The 476-nt window shown below is 63.0% G+C and carries 1 protein-coding gene; it reads right to left on the reverse strand.

Annotation, left to right across the window (positions count from 1 at the left end; translation table 11 throughout):
• Window positions 1–67: 67 nt before the first annotated feature.
• On the reverse strand, window positions 68–476 hold a 409-nt coding region (locus EOA60_RS36860; protein WP_281060833.1), incomplete at its 5' end, for a helix-turn-helix domain-containing protein.

Below are 476 nucleotides of genomic sequence, written 5' to 3' on the forward strand. Positions count from 1 at the left end.
ATTATGCAACAAGTGTGGCCGGGACGGAAATCTTTCCCCGACTTAATCCCCAAAAGTGAAGGCAAAGTCAGGGCTGCCTGGCGGCCTTGTAGACGTTGACGCCAAGCTCGCGGATCTTCTTGCGCAGCGTGTTGCGGTTGAGGCCCAGAAGCTCGGCCGCCTTGATCTGGTTGCCGCGCGTCGCGGTCATCGAAGCCAGCACCAGCGGATATTCGACCTCGGCGAGGATGCGTTGGTAGAGCCCGGAGGGCGGCAGGTCGCCGGCGAAGGACGCGAAATAGCGCTGCAGGAAATGCTCGACCGCCTGGCCGATCGACAGGTCGTCGGGGATCAGCGCGCCGCCGTCCGGCACGACAGATCGCTCGCCGGTCTTCAGTTCGGCCTCGATGATCTCGGCCGAAATCTCATCCTGCGAATAGAGCGCGGCGAGCCTGCGCACCAGATTTTCCAGCTCGCGCACATTGCCGGGCCAGGGA

This window comes from Mesorhizobium sp. M1A.F.Ca.IN.020.06.1.1 (assembly GCF_004023265.1).
GTDB lineage: Bacteria > Pseudomonadota > Alphaproteobacteria > Rhizobiales > Rhizobiaceae > Mesorhizobium.